General features: G+C 70.1%; 11 protein-coding genes and 1 tRNA gene. 7 read left to right on the forward strand and 5 right to left on the reverse strand.

Annotated elements, in window-relative coordinates:
• Window positions 1-94: 94 nt before the first annotated feature.
• Window positions 95-3,193 carry a UPF0182 family protein gene (locus CIK81_RS09395; protein ID WP_096165715.1) on the reverse strand — a complete coding sequence of 1,033 codons (3,099 nt, stop codon included), beginning with the start codon at window positions 3,191-3,193 and terminating at the stop codon, window positions 95-97.
• 152 nt (window positions 3,194-3,345) lie between these two features.
• Between CIK81_RS09395 and CIK81_RS09400 the strand changes: the two genes are divergently transcribed.
• A complete protein-coding gene (locus tag CIK81_RS09400) occupies window positions 3,346-3,897 on the forward strand; it encodes a PPA1309 family protein (RefSeq protein WP_096165716.1) in 552 nt (183 codons plus the stop codon).
• Window positions 3,898-3,902: 5 nt separating this feature from the next.
• On the opposite strand, the gene CIK81_RS09405 is transcribed toward CIK81_RS09400, so the two are convergent.
• Both CIK81_RS09405 and CIK81_RS09410 read right to left on the reverse strand, forming a co-directional pair.
• Window positions 3,903-4,391 (reverse strand): single-stranded DNA-binding protein, encoded by a 489-nt coding sequence (locus tag CIK81_RS09405; RefSeq protein ID WP_096165717.1) that lies wholly within the window; start codon window positions 4,389-4,391, stop codon window positions 3,903-3,905.
• A gap of 379 nt (window positions 4,392-4,770) precedes the next feature.
• Window positions 4,771-5,400, reverse strand: a complete 630-nt coding sequence (locus CIK81_RS09410; RefSeq protein ID WP_114307424.1) for a superoxide dismutase — start codon at window positions 5,398-5,400, stop codon at window positions 4,771-4,773.
• Between the two features lie 164 nt (window positions 5,401-5,564).
• Here CIK81_RS09410 and CIK81_RS09415 point away from each other — a divergent pair, with 164 nt between their 5' ends.
• From CIK81_RS09415 to CIK81_RS09430, 4 genes are all read left to right on the forward strand, one after another.
• Window positions 5,565-10,445, forward strand: coding sequence for an ATP-dependent helicase (locus CIK81_RS09415; RefSeq protein WP_114355641.1), 4,881 nt, complete (start codon window positions 5,565-5,567; stop codon window positions 10,443-10,445).
• Window positions 10,445-11,380 (forward strand): DNA-formamidopyrimidine glycosylase family protein, encoded by a 936-nt coding sequence (locus CIK81_RS09420; protein WP_114329299.1) that lies wholly within the window; start codon window positions 10,445-10,447, stop codon window positions 11,378-11,380. Before CIK81_RS09415 ends, CIK81_RS09420 begins: the two co-directional genes overlap by 1 nt.
• A 45-nt stretch (window positions 11,381-11,425) precedes the next feature.
• Window positions 11,426-11,498: transfer RNA gene (locus CIK81_RS09425), tRNA-Arg, on the forward strand.
• A 37-nt stretch (window positions 11,499-11,535) separates the two neighbouring features.
• On the forward strand, window positions 11,536-11,808 hold the full coding sequence (locus tag CIK81_RS09430; RefSeq protein WP_114329300.1) for a hypothetical protein: 273 nt from the start codon (window positions 11,536-11,538) through the stop codon (window positions 11,806-11,808).
• Window positions 11,809-11,910: 102 nt separating this feature from the next.
• Here CIK81_RS09430 and CIK81_RS09435 read toward each other — a convergent pair whose 3' ends face one another.
• A complete protein-coding gene (locus tag CIK81_RS09435; RefSeq protein WP_114305698.1) occupies window positions 11,911-12,438 on the reverse strand; it encodes a thioesterase family protein in 528 nt (175 codons plus the stop codon).
• Window positions 12,439-12,570: 132 nt separating this feature from the next.
• Here CIK81_RS09435 and orn point away from each other — a divergent pair, with 132 nt between their 5' ends.
• Together orn and CIK81_RS09445 are read left to right on the forward strand one after the other, a co-directional pair.
• Window positions 12,571-14,475, forward strand: a complete 1,905-nt coding sequence (gene orn, locus CIK81_RS09440) for an oligoribonuclease (protein WP_096164932.1) — start codon at window positions 12,571-12,573, stop codon at window positions 14,473-14,475.
• Between the two features lie 144 nt (window positions 14,476-14,619).
• Window positions 14,620-15,912 (forward strand): MFS transporter, encoded by a 1,293-nt coding sequence (locus tag CIK81_RS09445; RefSeq protein WP_096164934.1) that lies wholly within the window; start codon window positions 14,620-14,622, stop codon window positions 15,910-15,912.
• Between the two features lie 56 nt (window positions 15,913-15,968).
• Here CIK81_RS09445 and CIK81_RS09450 read toward each other — a convergent pair whose 3' ends face one another.
• Entirely contained in the window at window positions 15,969-16,316 is a 348-nt protein-coding gene (locus CIK81_RS09450; RefSeq protein WP_096164938.1) for a thiamine-binding protein, read from the reverse strand.
• Window positions 16,317-16,554 lie beyond the last annotated feature (238 nt).

The raw sequence follows: 16,554 nt of genomic DNA on the forward strand, positions 1-16,554 counted from the left end.
AATCTGCGCCTGCGGGCGCCATGCAGAACGCCCGTCCTCCCCGGCAGAACCAGGAGGGACGGGCGTGCTGTCAGCGACTCAGGAGCCTGACGGGTCAGCCTTCTCCGCCGTCGGACGGAGCCGGTGTGCCGGTTCCGCCGAGCTCCTCGTTGGCTGCCACGGCCCGGTTCAGCGCGTCGGCGATACGCTCCTGGGCCTCGCCGTAAGCGGCCCAGTCCCCATTGGCCATCGCCTTCTCGGAATCGGCCACGGCCTCATCCATGTCCGTGAGGGCGGAGTCGAGCTTCTCCTGCGAGGTGCCCGAGTCGTCGGCCGGAGCCTCCTCCCCGTCGTCCTCGGACTCGCCGCCTGCGGGGGTGTCCACGGAGCCCTCACCGGTCTCGGTATCCGCCGTGCCGGCGACGCCGTCGGGGTCGGTGACCGCGGCGTCACCGGCACTCGCGCCGGAGTCACCGCCGAAGACGAGGTCCAGGGCTTCGTCGAGCGTCGGTGCGAATCCGATCTTCTCGCCGAAGGAGACCAGCACCATCTGCAGCAGCGGGTACTGGGTACCGCCGCCTGATGCGGAGGACTGCAGGTAGACGGGCTGCACGTACAGCAGTCCCTCGCCCACGGGCAACGTGAGCAGGTTGCCGTTGATGACTTCGGAGTTGCCGGACTTCAGCAGGTTCAGGGCCTGCGACACGTTCGGCTCCGCGTTGAACGTCGCCTGCACCTGTCCGGGCCCGTTCACCGGGTTCGACGCCGGTAGCACCAGCAGGGTCATGTCACCGAAGGAATCGGCCGGATTGCCGGCCTTGCCCCCGGTCTCCGAGTCCACCGCGAGGAAGCCGGTGAGCACGTTCTGCCCCTGGGTGGGGATATAGCTGGAGGAGAGCGTGAACCGCGGGGATTCCATCTCCGGCACCTGCATCGTCAGGTACAACGGCGGCTGAGCCGGCTGTTCGCCGGAGGAGCCGTCCGGGTTCTCCGGCGCAGGGACCGTGGGGTCCGGGGAGACCTGCCAGAAGTCCTGCTGGCCGAAGAAGTCGTCCGCGTCAGCCACGTGGTACGTCGAGAGGATCTCACGCTGCGCCTTGAAGTAGTCCGCCGGATAGCGCAGGTGGCTCATCAGCTCGCCGCTGATCTCCGAGGCCGGCTGCACCGCGTCGGGGAACACCTCGTTCCACGCCTTGAGGATCGGATCCTCGGTGTCCCAGGCGTACAGGTTCACAGAGCCGTCGAAGGCGTTGACGGTGGCCTTGACGCCGTTGCGCATGTAGTTGGCCGAGCGCTCACGGTTGACGGCCGTGGCCGACGTGTTCGTCTGGGAGTCGTCCACGACGCTGTCCAGCTCGACGGACTGGGAGTACGGGTACTTGTCCGACGTCGTGTAGCCGTCGATCACCCACACCATCTCGCCGTCCACGACAGCCGGGTACATCTGGGAGTCCAGTGACAGGAACGGCGCCACCTCGCGCACACGCTCCTGCGGGTCGCGGTCGTAGAGGATCTGCGACTCGTCGTTGAGGTAACCCGAGATCACGATGTTCGGATCACGGAACTTGATGGCGTACAGCAGCTGGTTGATGAAGCTGCCGACGGCCGGGCCGCCATCGCCCTGGAAGGTGTTGTATACCTGGTCCCCGCCCTCTTCGTCATCGGTGCCCGACTGGTAGTCGAACTCCTCGGCGGTGTGGCCCTCGGGGGCGCCGACGATCGAGTAGTCCGGGGAGTGGCGTCCGAAGTAGACCCTCTCCTCGTAGTCGCCGAAGGCACCGTCGCCGGGCACGCCCGACTGCAGGAAGCTGGGTTCGCCGTCCGCATTGCGACGGTTGCCGTACGCGGCCGCGCTGCCATAGCCGTGCGTGTAGATGATGTGCTGATCCACCCACGAGCGATCGTTCAGCCCGAACTTATCCGGGCGGAGCTCGCGCACGCCGAGAACGGTGTCCTGGAGGTCTCCATCGATCTCGTAGCGGTCCACGCTGAGCACATCGTCGAAGCCCCAGTAGCGGCGGTTCGCCTCTCGCTGCTCGAACGTCGGCGAGATGATGTTGGGATCCATCAGACGGATCTGCGCCGTGGTCGAGGCGTCCTCGCGCAGAGCGCCCGAGGTCGCATCGGTGGTCGCCGTATAGGCGACCTCGTTGACGTCGTCGACATCGAACGCCGCACGCGTGGCGTCGATGTTGCGCTGGATGTAGGTCTGCTCGAGCGCACGCTCGTTGGGCTGGACCTTGAACTGCTGGATGGCCCACGGATACAGGTTGCCCACGGCGAGGGTGGACAGGATCATCAGGCCTGCGCCGATCGCCGGGATCCGCCAGTCCGAGCGGAAGATCCACAGCACGAACAGCGCCGCGACCACCACAGCGGCGATCGCGAGGATCGTCTGCGCCGGAAGGATCGCGTGGACGTCGGTGTACGCAGCACCCTCGAACCGGGAGTGCTCAGCGGTCAGCAGGTCATAGCGCTGGAACCAGTGGCCTGCGCCGAGCAGCAGCACGTAGATCGCGGCCAGCACGCCGAGATGACGGCGTGCGGAGCGCGTGACCTCGAGGCCCGTCTCCTGGCCCCACGCCACCCCTCCGTAGATGAAGTGGCCGATGAGCGCACCGACGATCGCCACCAGCAGGATGAACTGGCCGAAGGAGATGATCAGACTGATCGCCGGGAGCGAGAAGACGTAGAAGCCGATGTCGTTGCCGAACACCGCGTCGGTCTCCCCGAACGACTGCGAGTGCAGGAACATCTGCACGTCCTGCCAGCGCCGCGCGAGCGCGAGACCGCCGAAGGCACCGATGATCAAGGGCGCCGCGATGGTCACTCCCCTGCGCAGCGGATCGACCGCGGCACGGAACTGCTCGAGCGCCTCCTGCTCCCGAGTGACGGGCGGGTAGACGGGACGCTTGACGTACGCGATACGCAGGCTGAAGAACAGGGGCACTGCGAACAGGATGAATCCGATGACGAACAGGATGCCCTGCGTGCCCCAGCGGACTGCCAGCACGTCGGTGAAATCGAGCTGGTTCATCCACAGATACTTCGTCCACACCTCCGAGGCGATGACGAGCAGGATGACCACCGCCGCGATGACGATCGCGGTGATGGCGAGCGGGGAGATCCGTCGAGAGTCCTTTCCACTGCTGGAATCTGGTGCTGGCCGCGGTCGCGGCCGGGGTGCGTCGCCGAACGGGGCGGAGAAACTCACGGATACCTCGGGTGCCTCGGTGTCGGAGCCGACGGACCCCTGCGCCAGCGCAGATATGGTCCCCGTGTCTCCGGGTACAGTGTGGTGCCGCCACGCGACGCGGCGACACCCCTATTCTGTCAGGCCTTAGCTGCAAGGGACCTCTCGATCCGATGACGACTCCCGAAACGGACCCCCTCGACGCCCCGACGGCGGCTCTGGCCGCCGCTGTTCTCGAGATCTCCCGGCATGTCGACGGGCAGCCGCTGACCGTGCCGCGCCTGTACGCGCTGGCCCGCAGCGCCGAGCTGATGAGCGCGTCCCCGTCGCTCGCCGCCCTGCTGGGCGTCGAGGGCGAGGGCGCCGAGGCGCTCGATGAGCTGCACCTGACCCCGATCGATCTCGACGACGGCTCCTCGGCGGCCGACGCCACGGGCGACGCGGTCGATCCGTTGGCCGCGCTGCAGGTCGTGCAGTGGCCCGATCTCGCCGCCGGGGCCGCGATCGCCTGCGAGCTCGCGCCGTCGGCGTGGTCACTGCGTACAGAGGACACCGAGGCGGACCTGTCTACCGGGCGTGCGCTGCGGGTGGTCGTGGCCGCGCTGGCGGACGGCACCACCTGGTCGGCGGTGCACCGCGGCGACGAGAACGGCTATGTCCTCGGCGCCGCGCTGCTGCCCGATATCTCCGCTGCCCTGCTGCAGACGCTGCAGCCCGAGGCCTGATCCCCTCAGAACGCGGGTTCCAGCTCAGCGCCCTCGCTCTGCGCGGCCGCGAGCGATGACTCCTCCTCCTCGTCGCCGCCCGATCCCTGCACCTCACCGGTCTGCGGATCGTGATCCGGGACGTCGTCCTCCTTCAGCGGGCGCAGGAACGTCGCGGTCCCGAACGTGAGGTCAGGACCGATGGCCTCGGCCTGCAGGGTCAGCGAATGGCGTATCACGCCGCCCTCGGTCTCCCATTCGGAGCTCCCCAGCCGACCGGTGACCACCAGCGGGTTCCCCTTCTTCACCGAGCTCAGCAGATTGCGGGCCAGCGCCCGCCGTGCGAAGACCGTGATGAATTCGGTCTTCCGATCGGTGAAATCGTTCTTGGAGGAGTCGTAGTACCGCGAGGTGACGGCGATCCGCACGCTCGCGGAGAGAGTGCCGTCCTCCTGCGGGCGGGACTTCGGGTCGGCGGTCGCATTGCCCATCAAAGTGGTTTGGATGTCGCGCATGGTGTTGCCCTTCCTCAGGTGCCGGAGAGTCCGGCATCGGCTCCGTGCCGATGAGTCCAGAGTCGCCAGTCCCCGCCCCCTCCTCCAGGACCACACGGCTGCTGTGGACGACGGGGGTCTGGGGAGGAAAGGTCAACGAGTCGCCCGGCGTCGCCGGGCGGTGGGTCATGCTCGCTCTGCTGCTCCTGCGGGCCCAGCTCGGCCGGTCGGCGTCGTCGCCCCGGCGCGCGCGGTCGGCGTCGTCGCCCCGGCTCGTGCGGTGGGCGTTGTCGCCCCGCCTGGCGCTGCCGGCCCGGTTCGCCCGGTCACCCCACAGACGAAAGACGGCCGGTCCCCATTGGGGAGCCGGCCGTCCATCACTGTGTCCGTCCCGGAGGGATCAGGCCTGGGGAATGACCAGACCGGAGCCCGTCGCGCGAGCCGCCTCGAACCGTGCCTGGACATCCGCCCAGTTCACGATGTTCCAGATCGCCTTCACGTAATCGGCCTTCACGTTCTGGTAGTCCAGGTAGAACGCGTGCTCCCACATGTCCAGCTGGAACAGCGGGATCGTCGCCACCGGCACACCGTTCTGCTGATCGTAGAACTGCTCGATCACCAGGTTGCCACCGATGGGCTCGTACGCCAGCACGGCCCAGCCCGAACCCTGGATGCCCAGCGCCGCCGCGGTGAAGTGATCACGGAACGCATCGAACGACCCGAAGAACTCATCGATCGCCTGTGCCAGCTCGCCGGTGGGCTTGTCGCCACCCTCGGGCGAGAGGTTCTTCCAGAAGATCGAGTGGTTCGTGTGGCCACCGAGGTTGAACGCCAGATCCTTCGAGAACTGGTTCACCGTCGAGAAGTCACCGGCCTCACGAGCCGCCGCGAGCTTCTCCAGCGCCGTGTTCGCGCCCTTCACATAGGTCGCGTGGTGCTTGGAGTGGTGCAGCTCCATGATCTTGCCGGAGATCGAGGGATCCAGCGCGCCGTAATCGTAATCGAGATCAGGAAGCGTGAACTCCGCCATGAGGATCATCCCTTCGTCGTGTGATGCGCGGGACCAGCAGTCGCGTGTCCCGCCGTGCCTCCATCCTGCCACGATGGCTCGGGAGTTGGCAGGGGCTGCTGCCCGTCGGCGCCGATCCGGGGCCGAAGAGGCCCACTGTCGGAGCTGCGGTCCACAATGGTGCGATGGTCGCGCCCCGCCTGGACCTCCCGTCGTCCTTCTCCCCCGCCATCGCGACGTGGTTCGCGGAATCCTTCGACGCCCCCACCCCAGCGCAGGCCGGGGCCTGGAACGCCATCGAGCGCGGGGACGACACCCTGGTGGTGGCCCCCACGGGATCCGGCAAGACCCTCGCCGCCTTCCTCACGGCGATCGATCGGCTCGCGGCGAAGGAGCCCCCGGCAGATCGACCGACGGGTCGGTCGGCCGCGCGCTCGGACGGGAGCCGGGCCGCCGGGAGCGATCGCGGGGCCGTCAGCGTCCTGTACATCTCGCCGCTCAAGGCCCTCGGGGTCGATGTCGAGCGCAACCTGACCTCCCCACTGGTCGGCACGGCGCGCACCGCCGAGCGGCTCGGGCTGAGCCGTGCGCCGATCAGCGTGGGCGTGCGCACCGGAGACACTCCGCCGGCCGAGCGGCGCCGGCTCGCCACCCATCCGCCGGACATCCTCATCACCACCCCGGAATCGCTGTTCCTCCTGCTCACCTCACAGGCACGGGAGATCCTCCGCGGCGTGGAGACGGTGATCCTCGACGAGGTGCACGCCGTGGCAGGGACCAAGCGCGGCGTGCACCTGGCCCTGTCCCTGGCGCGTCTGGACGCGATGCTCGAGACGCCGGCGCAGAGGATCGGTCTCTCCGCGACCGTCGAGCCCGTGGACGAGGTCGCCGCCTTCCTCACCGGGTCGGGGCGCTCCCGGGAGGTGACCGTGGTCCAGCCCGAGTCGACCAAGGAATGGGAGATCACGGTGTCGCTCCCGGTGCCGGATCTGCAGGCCATCGAGCCGCCTCCCGATGCGATCGATGACGAGGACGTCTCGGGCACAATCTGGCCGCATGTCGAACGGGCCGTGCTCGCGAAGGTCCTCGCGCATCGCTCCACGATCGTCTTCACGAACTCCCGCAGCCAGGCCGAGCGTCTGACCGGGAAGCTGAACCGGCTGCACGCCCGTCGCCGGGCCCCTGACGCGGATCGCTCGGCGGACGGACCGTCGAGCGGATCGCCGCACGCCGAGGGCTCCGGGATCTCTGGGGGCTCCCGGGCCTCCGTGGGATCAGTGGCCTCCGTGGCCTCCGTGGGATCAGTGGCCTCCGTGGCCTCCGTGGGATCAGTGGCCTCCGAGGGCTCCGGCGAGGTGGACGAGAGCGACGGGGTCGAGGACATCGCCCGGGCCCACCACGGATCGATGTCCAAGGAGGTCCGTGCCCAGATCGAGGACCAGCTGAAGTCCGGGACCCTGCGCTGCGTGGTCGCGACCTCCTCCCTGGAGCTGGGGATCGACATGGGCGCGGTGGATCTCGTGCTGCAGGTCGCGGCACCGATGTCGGTCTCGAGCCTGCTGCAGCGGGTGGGCCGCTCGGGGCACGACGTCGGAGCCGTCTCCACGGGGTCCCTGCATCCGCTGCATGCGGCGGACGTGCTGCGCTCCGCGGTCGCCGTGCAGGAGGCGGTCGCCGGACGCATCGAACCGCTCACGGTGCCCCGCAACGCCCTCGACGTGCTCGCCCAGCACACCGTCTCCGCCGCGGCGATGGACGATCTGCAGGTCGAGGACTGGTTCGACCTGGTCCGCACCGCGCACCCCTATCGTGCTCTCCCCCGCTCGGCCTTCGACCAGACCATCGATCTGCTCGCCGGGCGCTATCCGTCCACCGCTTTCTCCGAGCTGCGACCGCGCCTGGTCCACGACCACGACACCGGCGTGCTCTCGGCCCGGCCCGGCGCGCAGCGCCTCGCGGTCACCAGCGGCGGCACGATCCCCGATCGCGGCCTCTATCCCGTGCACCTGGTCACGGGCGACGACGACACCCAGCCCCGACGGGTCGGGGAGCTCGACGAGGAGATGGTCTACGAGTCGCGTCGCGGGGACGTGATCACGCTGGGCACCAGCAGCTGGCGGATCGAGGAGATCACCGCTTCCCGGGTCACCGTCTCCCCCGCCTTCGGGCTCACCGGCCGCATCCCCTTCTGGCACGGCGACGGCGACGGTCGCCCGGCGAGCCTCGGCCGGGCGATCGCCACGGCGCAGAGCGAGCTCGCCTCCCTGGACCGCAGCGAGGCCGATTCCCGTCTCATGGGCTTAGGGCTCGAGGCCAACGCGCGCACCGTGCTGCTGGATCATCTCGCCGAGCAGCAGCAGGCCACCGGGGCGGTGCCGGGTCCGGAGCAGCTGGTCGTCGAGCGGTTCCTCGATGAGCTCGGCGATTGGCGGGTGGTGCTGCACTGCGCCTACGGCCAGCGGATCACCGGGCCCTGGGCCCTCGCGGTCGGCGCACGGGTGGAGGAGCGCTACGGTCTGGATGGTCAGGTCATGGCGGCCGATGACGGCATCGTGCTGCGGATCCCCCACGGCGAGGACCCGCCGGGCGCGGATCTCTTCGTCTTCACCCCCGAGGAGATCGACGAGGAGGTGCGGCGGCTCGTCGGATCCTCCGCCCTGTTCGCGGCGAGGTTCCGCGAGTGCTCGGCACGCGCCCTGCTGCTGCCTCGTCGTGATCCGCAGCAGCGTGCTCCCCTGTGGCAGCAGCGTCAGCGCTCCTCGAGCCTCTTGGAGGTGGCGCGTCCCTATCCGGATTTCCCGATCATGCTCGAGGCGGCGCGCGAGTGCCTGCAGGACGTCTACGACCTGCCTGCACTGATCGATCTCATGACGCAGATCGGTCGGCGCCGCGTCCAGGTGCGCGAGATCGAGACCCCCTCCCCCTCCCCGTTCGCCCGCTCGCTCCTGTTCGGCTATCTCGCCCAGTTCATCTACGACGCCGACGCCCCGCTCGCCGAACGGCGCACCGCCGCGCTCGCGCTGGACCAGTCGCTGCTCGCCGAGCTGCTGGGTGCGGTGAGCCTGCGCGAGCTGCTGGATGCCGAGGTGATCGCGGAGGTCGAGAGCCGTCTGCAAGGGCTCACCGCCGAGCGGGCCCTGCGCGGCGCCGAGCAGATCGCGGATGTGCTCCGGCGCCTGGGCCCACTGACCCCCGAGGACCTCGCACTGCGCACGGCGGAGGGGGTCGAGCTGAACACCGAGCTCGCCCGGCTCCACGACTCGCGGCGGATCCTGACCGTGCGCATCGCGGGCCGCGAGCACGTCGCCGCGATCGAGGACGCCGGGCTGCTGCGCGACGCGCTCGGGGTCGCGCTCCCGCCCGGGGTGCCGGACGCGCATCTGGCCGAAGTGGATCGGGCGGTCGCCCAGCTGCTCTCCCGTTGGGCGCGCGGACGAGGGCCGTTCCCCGCCTCCTCGCCGGTCGAGGCCTTCGGTCTCGCGCCCGGGGTCGCCCGGGGCGCGCTCGAGCAGCTCACCGCAGAACGGGTGCTTCAGCAGGGCGAGTTCACGCCGGGCCGCGAGGGCGAGGAGTGGGTCGACGCGGAGGTGCTGCGGCGCATCCGCCGCGCGAGCCTGGCCGCCTCCCGCCGCGAGATCGCCCCGGTCCCCGGCCCGGTCTACGCCCGCTTCCTCGGGCAGTGGCAGCATCTGGTGGGACGTCGCCGCGACGGCCGACGGGAACGTGCGGCGTGGACGGGACGCGACGGACTGCTGTCCGTGGTCGACCAGCTCGCCGGGGTCTCGCTGCCGCTGTCGGCCTGGGAGTCCCAGGTGCTGCCGGTCCGGCTGCCGGACCTGACCTCGGCGACCGTGGATGCGGCGTTCGCGGCCGGCGAGCTGGTCTGGACCGGTCACGGCCGGCTCGGAGCGGACGACGGCTGGATCCGGCTCCACCTCGCCGACGCCCTGCCTCTGGGGCTCGACATCGAGATGCTCGAGGAGTCCGCCGCGGCCCTGGCCGAGGGGTCGCTGCCCTCCCGGATCCTCGCCCTGCTGCGCGCGATGCCCGGAGCACTCCGGCACGGCGAGATCCTCACCGCACTCGCGGATGACGGCGGCGCGGTGCACCCACCCGACCTGCACGAGGCCTTGTGGGATCTCGCGTTCCAGGGGCTGATCACCAACGATTCCTTCGACGCCCTGCGCAGCTACGGCCGTGGTCCGGCCACCCAGCGGTCCACCCGGTCCTCCGGGCGGTCCCGCTCGCTGAGTCGGCGGGGCGCGGCACGACTGTCGGCGGCGATGATGCGCCAAGGGGTCTCGTCGGCCTCCGAGGTCGTCTCCGGGCCCGTCGGCGCGGGGCGCTGGAGCGCTGTCCGCGTCGAGGGAGTGGACCCCGCCGCCCGCGCCGCGGCGGTGGCGACGCTGCTGCTGGACCGTCACGGCGTGGTCACCCGGGGCGCCATGGACGTCGAGGACATCCCCGGGAGCTTCGCCGCCGTGTACCGGGTGCTCGCGGTGCTCGAGGAGAACGGCAGCTGCCGCCGGGGCTACTTCGTCGAGGGGCTCGGTGCCTCGCAGTTCGCCCCGGTGGAGGCCGTGGACCTCCTGCGCGACCGGGAACGGGAGGCGGACTCCGGGGACAGCACGGAGGACTCGGGCGGCACCGAAGGTCCCTCGTCGTCCACCTCCGTCGTGGCGCTCGCGGCCACGGATCCCGCGAACCCCTACGGCGCCGCGCTCCCCTGGCCCTCGTTGGAGATCACGCCTCCCGAGGGTACGACCGTGCGGCCCGCACGCCGTGCCGGAGCCCTCGTGCTGCTGAGGGACGGCCAGGTGGCCGCGGTGGTCGACAAGGGCGCCAAGCACCTGCTGTGGTGGACGGATCCGTCGGCGACAGAGCTCATCTCCCAGCAGCTCGTGCGGGCGATCGCCGAGGACTCGCGCCTGCCCCAGCTGCGCATCGAACGGGTCAACGGTCATCCGATCGACAGCGAACCGGTCGCGGCCATCAGCGAAGCGCTCGTCGCGGCCGGCTGCTATCGCTCCCCGAAGTCGATCCGTCTGCGCGCAGGAGGTCGCTGATGCCCGAGGGGGACACCGTCGCCCGGCAGTGCCGGATCCTGCACGAGGCCCTCGCCGGAGCGACCCTGACCGAGTCGGGTCTGCGCGTACCCCGCCTCGCCACCTCGGACCTCGTCGGGTGGACCGTGATCGAGGTGCGGCCCCGCGGTAAGCACCTCATGATGCGCCTGGCACCGCCGGCCGCGAGGCTCGCCCCGCTCACGCTGCACACCCACCTCATGATGGACGGGATCTGGCGGGTGAACGGCAAGGCCCTCCGCTCGAGCGACACCAGCGCCGCGCCGCGGCCTGCGGAGACGATCCGCATCGTGCTGAGAGCCCGCCACGAGGACGGCCACGAATCCCTCGCGATCGCGTACGACGTGAAGCAGGTGCGGATCGTGCGCACCGCCGACGAGAACGAGCTCGTCGGCCATCTCGGCCCCGACCTGCTGGATCCTGACTGGGGCGAGGAGCAACGCGCCCGAGCCGTGCTGAACCTCTCGGCGGAGCCGGAGCGGGCCATCGGCCTCGCCCTCCTGGACCAGCGCAATCTCGCCGGCATCGGCAACATCTACCGCAGCGAGCTGTGCTTCCTGCGCCGAGTGCACCCGGCCGCTCCGACCGCTGCCGCGGGAGATCTCGGTGAGCTCGTGGACCTCGCCCGTCGCCTGCTGGTGCTGAATCAGGACCGCACGGTGCGCGTGACCACCGGGGGAATGCTCGGGCGCGACGGTGATCTGTGGGTCTACGGCCGGGGCGGCCGACAGTGCCGTCGCTGCCGCACCCGGATCGAGCGCGACGAGATCGCCGACCCCCGCCAGGAGGGCACCGAACCGCGAGTGCTGTGGTTCTGCCCGCACTGCCAGGCCGGCGCCGGCGCCCCGTCCCGGAACGCACCGCCGCGCGGTCCACGGACATCGCGCGATGCACGCAGTCGCTGGGCAGGTCGGTAGACTCATCCGCGCCCGGGGCCGCGCCCACCGTCGGCCCGGGCCCACGCCTCCATAGCTCAATGGATAGAGCAACGGCCTTCTAATCCGTAGGTTGCAGGTTCGAGTCCTGCTGGGGGCACTGCCATCGCTCGCCCCGCCGTCGTCAGGAGCTCCACATGCTGCTGAAGGTCCTCACTCTCGGCGGCATCGCTCTGCTCCTTGTGCTGCGTCTTCTGCGGGGACGATTCGGGGCCACGCTCCTGGGCGTCTCCGTGCGGGCGCTGAACATCGTCTACCTGCTCGCGCTGGTGGTGACGGGCATCGTCGCCGGTCTGCTCGAGCAGTGGGTCCTGCTGGGGGTCGTGGCGGTGCTGCTGGCGATCAGCGGGATCGAGGAGATCCGTCGGCGTCGGTCGCAGCAGACCGCTCCCCCGCGGACGTTCAGCTGACCACACGACGTGCTCAGGACGGGACGCCCGGCGCACGCTCCGTACAGTTCCGCAGTTCCGCGCACTACCTCGCCGCTCACGTGCAGCAGGAGGCCTCGCGCCTCAGAGCTCCCGGCTGTGCTGGGAGGCGGACTCGTTCCAGTCGATGACCCACTCGGGCACCTGCACGTCCTCCGGGACAGGGCCGGCCAGGGCGAGGATCTCGTCGATGTCGACCGAGCCTCCGCTGCGCCGCAGGAAACGGGCGCGGATCACAGCGTCGGCGTAGACCTTCTCCCCTACCCGGAACACCTGCTCCATGTAGATCCAGCGCTCATCATGACCGATCACGCGTGAGGACAGCTCGAACTTCTGCCACAGCGTCAGGGAGCGACGGTAGGTGATGGACTGTCCGGCGATGACCGGGTACCAGCCCTGGTCAGTGACCTTCTTCCAGAAACCCGAGCGCAGCATCAGGTCCATCCGGCCCAGGTCCATGAGCGTGAGATACCGGCCGTTGTTCATGTGCCGCTGCACGTCGAGATCGGCCGGGTTCACCCGGAACGAGACCGTCGAGGTGTCCCACATGCTCAGGCGGCTGCGGAAGCGCACTCGGATCATGAACACCAGCAGGCGGAAGTACAGATTCACGTCGGACTCCTCGGACGGCTCACGGCGCGGTCGGCGGCGACCTCGCGATGACTACATGGTAACCACGAGGTGCGCACCTCGTCTGCGCCGACGGCTTCGGTACGAGGTGCCCGCTCGCGCTACTGTTGTCGGGTGACTTCCAGCTCCTCCCGCTCCATCAACGACCGCATCATCTGGGTCGACTGCGAGATGACCGGCCTCGACAAGCAGCGCGATGCGCTGGTCGAGATCGCCGTCCTCGTGACCGACGCCGATCTGAACATCCTCGGTGACGGCATCGACGTCGTCATCAAGCCGCCGGCCGAATCACTCACCGGCATGGACCCCTTCGTGGTGAACATGCACACCGTCTCCGGCCTGCTCGACGAGCTCGACGGCGGGATGACGCTCGAAGAGGCGCAGGCCCAGTGCCTCGCCTACGTGCAGCAGTTCTGCCCCGAGCCCGGCAAGGCGCCGCTGGCCGGCAACAGCGTGGGCACCGACCGCGTGTTCCTGGACCGCGACGTGCCGGAGTTCGCCCAGTGGCTGTCCTACCGCACCATCGACGTCTCCAGCCTCAAGGAGCTCGCCAAGCGCTGGTTCCCCCGCGTCTACTACAACATCCCCGCCAAGCACGGCGGCCACCGCGCCCTCGCGGACATCCGCGAGTCCATCCAGGAGCTCAAGTACTACCGCGAGGTCCTGCTGGTGGACGAGCCCGGACCCACGACGGCGCAGGCCCAGGTCGCCTCCCGGGCGTTCGAGCTCACCGATGCCGCGCCGCAGCCCGTCGACGCTCCACCCGCCCCGCACGTGCCGTGGATCGATCGTGCCTCGCACCGCTCCTGGCTCGAGGGCGAGGGCGATGAGCTGCTCGTGTTCGGGTCGGAGTCCGTGCGGGAGGACGGCGGCTTCGCCTGGCTGGACGAGCACGGTCAGGCAGATCTGTCACGCCCCTCGGAGCTGTGGCTGACCTGCCGCATGACCCACTGCTTCGCCCTCGGCCACCTGCTAGGACGCCCCGATTTCGGCCGCTTCGCCGATCACGGCATCGCCTCCCTGCGCGGGGTCTTCCAGGACGCCGAGCACGGCGGCTGGTTCTCGGCCGTCGCCGACGGCGAACCGGTCGACGACTCCAAGCAGGCCTACGCCCACGCCTTCGTGGTGCTCGCGGCGTCCTCCGCACTGGCCGCCGGACGACCGGGCGCCGAGGAGCTGCTCGAGGACGCCCTCGCGGTGCTCGATGCGAAGTTCTTCGACGAGGCCGCCGGCATGAGCGTGGACACCTTCGACCGGAGCTTCTCGCACTGCGAGGAGTACCGCGGGATCAACGCGAACATGCACACGGTCGAAGCCCTGCTCGCCGCGGCCGATGTCACCGGTCAGCGACGCTGGCTGGATCGCGCGGTGGGCATCATGACCCGCGCGATCGACGAGTTCGCCCGCGCCAACGACTGGGCGCTGCCCGAGCACTTCGACACGGACTGGAACCCGCTGCTGGAGTACAACCGCGACGAGCCCAATCACCCGTTCCGTCCCTACGGGGCCACGATCGGGCACTGGATCGAATGGGCCCGCCTGGTCCTGCACGCCCGGGCCGCATTGATCGCGGCCGACGGCGACGCCCCGGAGTGGATGCTCGAGGCCGCCACCGCGCTGATGGAGAAGTCCGCGGCGAGCTTCGGGATCGACGGGGCACCCGGCTTCGTGTACACCGTGGACTGGGACGGCACGCCCGTGGCCCGCGAGCGCATGCACTGGGTCGCGGCCGAGGCCGTCGGCGCCGCTGCGGCGATGCACCAGGTGACCGGCGATCGCGTGTGGGCCGAGCGTTATGAGCAGTGGTGGGAGTACATCTCCACCTACCTGCTGGATCCCGAGAACGGCTCCTGGTTCCACGAGCTCGACGGCGACAATCAGGTCCAGGGCGTGACCTGGCCGGGCAAGCCAGACGTCTACCACGCCTTCCAGGCCACGCTGATCCCGCGCCTGCCGGTGACGCCCACCCTGGCTGCTGCGCTGCGCGACGACCTGCTGGACCACGACCTGCACAGCTGAGCGCCCGCGCCGACGGCGCATCGTCCCGGAGCCCCGGCCCGACCTCCTTACGGAGACGGGGCCGGGGCTCCGTCGTGCGGGTAGCCGTGAGCGATCGCGGCGGGCCGAGCGCGATCCCGGTCTCGAGCGGCCTATGCTCCTCGGGTGCCCCGCTCCCCGTCCGCGTTCCTCGACCTGAGGCCGTTCCGCACCAGCCGCGCGTTCACGAAGCTGTGGATCGGCTCCACCCTCGCGGGACTCGGCGGTCAGCTCACGATCGTCACGGTGATGCTGCACGTGTTCACGCTGACCGGCAGCACCTTCGCGGTCTCGATGGTGGCGGTGGCGGGCCTGGTCCCGATGATCATCGCCGGGCTCTACGGCGGGATGCTCGCCGATGCCTTCGACCGCCGTCGCGTCGCGCTCGCCGCCGCGATGATCACCTTCGTCTCCACCGCGCTGCTGGCCTCCCTGACCTGGGCCGGGCTGGAGACGATCGGCTGGCTGTACCTGCTCAGCGTGCTCAACGCGGCCGCGAACTCGGTGGGCATGGCCACTCGCACCGCGATCGTGCCGCGGCTGCTGCCCACGGAGCTGCTGGCGGCAGCCTCCGCGCTCAACGGCATCACCATCGGCGTGATGGTCATGGTGGGCCCGGCGCTCGCCGGCGTCCTCGTGGCACTGACCGGCTACGGACTCACCTACAGCATCGACGTCGTGCTCATGCTGGCGATGTTCCTGGGCCTGTGGAGCCTGCCGCCCCTGCGTCCCGAGGGCGAGATCGTGCGCCCTGGGCTCGCCTCCCTCGTGGACGGCTGGCGGTACCTGCGCCGTTCGGCGAACATCCGCACCCAGTACCTCATGGACCTCATCGCGATGACCTTGGGACAGCCGCTGACGCTGTTCCCGGCGCTGGGCACGGTGCTGCTGGGCGGTGGGGCGATCACCACCGGTGCACTGACGGCCGCGGTCGCCGCCGGGACCTTCCTCTCGAGCCTGTTCTCCGGGCGGGCTGCGCGGTACCGCTGGCACGGACGCGGGATCGCCCGCGCGATCCAGGTGTACGGCGCGGCGATCGCGCTCTTCGGCGCGGTGCTGCTGGTAGCAGTGTGCTTCCCAGGGGCCGACGAGGAGAACCCTCACCTGGTGCTGATCGCGGCGGCCTGCGTGGCGCTCGCCGTCTCCGGCGGGGCGGACAACATCTCCTCGATCTATCGCAACACGATGATGCAGGCCGCAGTGCCCGATGCGATGCGCGGCCGGCTCCAGGGCGTCTTCATCGTGGTGGTCGCAGGCGGTCCACGGCTCGGCGCGCTCTACGCGGGCACCCTCGCCTCCATCACCGCGCTGTGGTTCCCGCCGCTGCTGGGCGGGATCGTGGTGATCGTGCTGATCACGCTGCTGCTGCGCCGCGTTCCGCGATTCCGCGAGTACGACGCGATGGCGCCGGTGGCCTGACGCGGTCGCACGCCCTGTCCCCGCCCCCGTCCCTGCGCACAGGAGCCGGTCGGGCTTCAGCCGTCGAGCTCGCCCAGCGCCTGCTCCATGCGGTGGATCTTCCCGTCGAGCTCTCCCTCGTGGCCAGGGCGGATGTCGGCCTTCAGCACGAGGGAGACCCGGGATCCGTAGCGCCCGGCTTCCTCCGTCGCGCGGCGGACCACGTCCATCACGTCGTCCCACTCCCCCTCGATCTCGGTGAACATCGAGCTGGTGCGGGTGGGCAGGCCCGAGTCCCGTACGACGCGCACCGCAGCGGCGACCGCGTCGTGCACGCTCGCGCCGTCGGCCCCCTCCCCGAGATGGCGGGCAAGAGCCGGGTCGGAGGGCTCACCGGTGGGCTGGACGGAGAAGGCGACGATCATTCCCCCAGTCTCCCCCTGCGCCATGGACCGTGCAACGCGCGGAGGACGCGGACGCCGTCGCGGCCCGGGGCCTGAGGCACCGGGCACGAGGCGCCGGGCACGGAACGCCAGGCACCAGGCACCAGGCACCAGGCACCAGGCACCGGGCACCGGGCACCGGGCACCGGAAACGGGATACGAGCTGCGGGATGCGAGCCGACGGCGCGTCCGCCGCTCACGGCTCACGTGCCGTCCTCCA

Origin of the sequence: Brachybacterium sp. JB7 (assembly GCF_003335205.1) — a bacterium.
Taxonomy (GTDB): domain Bacteria; phylum Actinomycetota; class Actinomycetes; order Actinomycetales; family Dermabacteraceae; genus Brachybacterium; species Brachybacterium alimentarium.